The sequence below is a fragment of the Kytococcus sp. HMSC28H12 genome, from assembly GCF_001816045.1.
GTDB classification, from domain to species: Bacteria; Actinomycetota; Actinomycetes; order Actinomycetales; family Dermatophilaceae; genus Kytococcus; species Kytococcus schroeteri.
On the sequence record NZ_KV824470.1, the window covers coordinates 1 to 3,304 of the forward strand.

4 protein-coding genes are annotated in these 3,304 nt (G+C 73.9%); all 4 read right to left on the reverse strand.

Annotated elements, in window-relative coordinates:
- Positions 1 to 1,386, reverse strand: a 1,386-nt coding sequence (locus HMPREF3099_RS06470) for a DHA2 family efflux MFS transporter permease subunit (protein WP_371327514.1), incomplete at its 3' end; no start/stop codon positions are given.
- Positions 1,387 to 1,417: 31 nt separating this feature from the next.
- Positions 1,418 to 2,533 (reverse strand): 1,2-phenylacetyl-CoA epoxidase subunit PaaE, encoded by a 1,116-nt coding sequence (gene paaE / locus HMPREF3099_RS06475; protein WP_070705236.1) that lies wholly within the window; start codon positions 2,531 to 2,533, stop codon positions 1,418 to 1,420.
- A 52-nt stretch (positions 2,534 to 2,585) separates the two neighbouring features.
- Positions 2,586 to 3,134 (reverse strand): 1,2-phenylacetyl-CoA epoxidase subunit PaaD, encoded by a 549-nt coding sequence (gene paaD / locus HMPREF3099_RS06480; RefSeq protein WP_371327515.1) that lies wholly within the window; start codon positions 3,132 to 3,134, stop codon positions 2,586 to 2,588.
- Positions 3,128 to 3,283: a Phenylacetic acid catabolic protein gene (locus tag HMPREF3099_RS06485; RefSeq protein WP_371327516.1), complete on the reverse strand. Its 156-nt coding sequence runs from the start codon at positions 3,281 to 3,283 to the stop codon at positions 3,128 to 3,130. Before HMPREF3099_RS06485 ends, paaD begins: the two co-directional genes overlap by 7 nt.
- Positions 3,284 to 3,304 lie beyond the last annotated feature (21 nt).

The following is a 3,304-nucleotide window of genomic DNA, read 5'->3' on the forward strand; positions in this document are numbered from 1 at the left end:
CGAGTCGGCCCCGCCGCCCGACGCAGGAGCGCCACCCGGAGCCCCGCCCGCACCCACGAGGTGCGCCGCCATCCGGGCCTCGATGAGGGCCGCGATGGCCGCCGACCCCAGCACCGACCCCACCTGCCGGGTGGTGTTGTACACGCCGGACCCGGCCCCGATGGCGTGCGGCGGCAGGGTGCGCGTGGCCGCGACCGACAGCGGCGCCCACACGAAGCAGCTGCTCAGCCCGATGAGCGCCCACGGCGCCAGGAGCAGCAGCAACGGGGTGCCCGGGGAGATCGTGAGGGCCGCCAGCAGGTAGCCGGCCGCCAGGCCCACCAGGCCGCCCGTGGCCAGGACCCGCGGGTGCAGCCGGTCGACCAGACCGCCGGCCCAGCGGGCCAGCAACATCGTGACCACGGACGAGGGGGCCAGCACGAGCGCGGCCTGCGTCGGCGACATGCCCCGCACGGACTGCAGGTACAGGATCATCGGGAACGCGGTGGCGATGGTGGCGAACCCCACCGTCGTGATGGCCAGGTTGGCCAGACTGAAGTTGCGGTGCGCGAAGAGCCCCAGCGGCACCAGCGGCTCGCCCCGCTGCACCGCCTGCCAGGCCACGAAGGCGCCGAGCACCACGAGGCCCGCGACGATGAGCAGGGGCACGCTCACCCAGCCGATGATGCGGCCCCAGTCGTAGGTCTGACCCTCCTGGATGCCGAACACCAGCAGGAACATGCCCAGGGCGCTGAGCACCACCCCCAGCCCGTCGAAGCGGTGCGCCCGCTGCTCGAACCGCGGCACGAGCCGGACGGCCAGCACGAACGCCAGCACCCCGACCGGCACGTTGACGAAGAAGATCCACTCCCAGCCCACCGAGTCCAGCAGCAGCCCTCCGAGCAACGGCCCCACGAGCGTGGCCACGCCAGCGGTCGCGCCCCACGCCGCCATCGCCCGGCCCCGGCGCTCACCGGGGAAGAGCCGCGTCATCACGGCCATCGTCTGCGGGCTCAGCAGCGCGGCCCCGAGCCCCTGCACCACGCGGGCGGCGACGAGCGCCTCGATGCTGTGCGCCAGCCCGCACCAGGCCGACGCGGCCGTGAAGACCGCCAGGCCCAGCAGGTAGATGCGGCGCGGCCCGAACCGGTCCCCCAGCCGCCCCGTCACCAGCAGCGGCACCGCGTAGGCGAGCAGGTAGGCGCTGGTCACCCAGACCACCTGGCTCACGGTGGCGTCGAACTCGCCCATGAGCGCCGGGGTGGCGATGGACACGATGGTGGAGTCCACCAGCACCATGAAGAAGCCCAGGCACAGGGCCCACAGCGCCGGCCACGGGTCCACCTCGCCCGGGTGGGGCGCAGCACGGTCCGGCACGGGGTGCGTCGTCGAGGGGTTCGCGGTCACGCGGCAACCCTAGGGCCGAGGACCGACGACCTCAGACGTCGAAGTCGACCTCGGCGGTGTCCGTCACCGGGTGGCTCTGGCAGGCCAGCGCGTAGCCGGCCTCCACCTCGTCGGGCTCCAGCGCGTAGTTGCGGTCCATGCGCACCTCGCCGGCGAGCACCTTGACGCGGCACGTGCCGCACACGCCGCCGGTGCACGAGAACGGCGCGTCCGGCCGCTCGCGCAGGGTGGCGTCCAGGATGGTCTCCCCGTCCCGGCTCGGCATCGGCACCTCGCTGCGGCGCCCGTCCAGGGTCACGGTCACCACGGCCTCCGGCGGGGCGGAGGTGTCCACCGGCTCCGGGGCGGACTGCGGCGGGGCGTCCTCCACGTGGAAGACCTCGTGGTGCACGACCTCCTCGGCGACGCCCTTGGCCGCCAGCAGCTCGCGGGCGGTCTCCACCATCCCGAACGGACCGCACAGGTACCAGTGGTCCACCTGGTCCACCGGCACCAGCGTGGAGAAGATGCGCTCCAGCCGCTCGGCGTCGATGCGGCCGTGGAGCAGCTCCACCTCCTGCGGCTCGCGGGAGAGCACGTTGAGCAGCTGGAAGCGCCCCGGGTACTGGTTCTTGTAGTCCGCCAGCTCCTCGAGGAACATGATCGAGTCCGTGCGGCGGTTGCCGAAGATCAGCGTGGCGCGCGAGCCGGGCTCCTCCTCCAGCAGGGTGCCCAGCAGGCTCATGACCGGCGTGATGCCCGAACCGGCCGCGATGGCCACGTGGTGGCGCACCGCATCGGGCTGCGAGGGGTTCACGAAGGTGCCCATCGGGGTCATCACCTGCAGCTCGTCCCCCTCGGACACGTGGTCCACGAGCCAGTTGCTCATCACGCCCTGTGGCACCGTGGAGACCGCCACGCGCACGTGCTTGTCGCGCAGGGCGCGCGAGCGCGGCAGGCAGATGGAGTACGACCGGCGCACGTCCACCCCGTCGATCTCGGCACGCAGCGTCAGGTGCTGCCCGGGCTCGAAGGCGAAGTCCTCGGCCAGCTCGTCGGGCACGTCGAAGGTGATGGCCACCGAGGTGTCCGTCAGCCGCTCGACCCTGGCCACCCTCAGGGGGTGGAAGGTCGCGCGGCGTCGGGTCGGGGTGCTCAGGGGGCTCATCTCTCTCCAGGGTCTCGCAGGGTGTTCTCGGGTCGGGTCACGACGGCGGGCCTCACAGCGGCTTGAACTCGTCGAACGGCTCGCGGCAGGCGCGGCAGCGGCGCAGGGCCTTGCAGGCGGTGGAACCGAAGCGGGCCAGCTCCTCGGTGTCCGCCGAACCGCATGCCGGGCAGCGCACCTGGCGCACCTGCAGCTGCAGGCCCACCGGCCCGTCGGCGGGCCCGGACCGTGCTGCGCCGGCCGGGCCGGGCGGGGCGATGCCGAAGGCGCGCAGCTTCTCGCGGCCCTCGTCGGTCATCCAGTCGGTGGTCCACGGCGGGTCGAGCCGGCGCTCCACCTCGGGATCCCAGCCGCGCAGGGCCACCGCGCGGGCCACCTGGCCCTCCATGACCTCCATGGCCGGGCAGCCGGAGTACGTGGGTGTCATGACCACGTGCACCGTGCCGCGGTCCTCGTCGGCCTCCACCGAGCGCAGGACGCCCAGGTCCGCCAGCGTGATGACGGGGATCTCCGGGTCGGGGACCGACTCCAGGGCCCGGAGCACCTCCTCGACCGGGGCGCGCCCCGCCCCGGCCGCCGGCAGGTCCGCCCCGGTCACCACGAGGCGCCGGGGTGGGCCCGCGCCACCGACTGCATCTCGGCCAGCAGGTAGCCCAGCTGCTCGGAGTGCGTGCCCGTGCGCCCGCCGCCGGCGTTCCAGCGCCCGGCCGCGGGGCGCTCGAGGGTGGCCACCCGGAGCACCTCGGCCACGTACGCGGTCGCCGCCTCGGC

What these genes read in the sequence shown, in the direction of transcription:
- paaE (WP_070705236.1), bottom strand. Translation starts at nt 2,533, where the DNA reads ATGAGCCCCCTGAGCACCCCGACCCGACGCCGCGCGACCTTCCACCCC.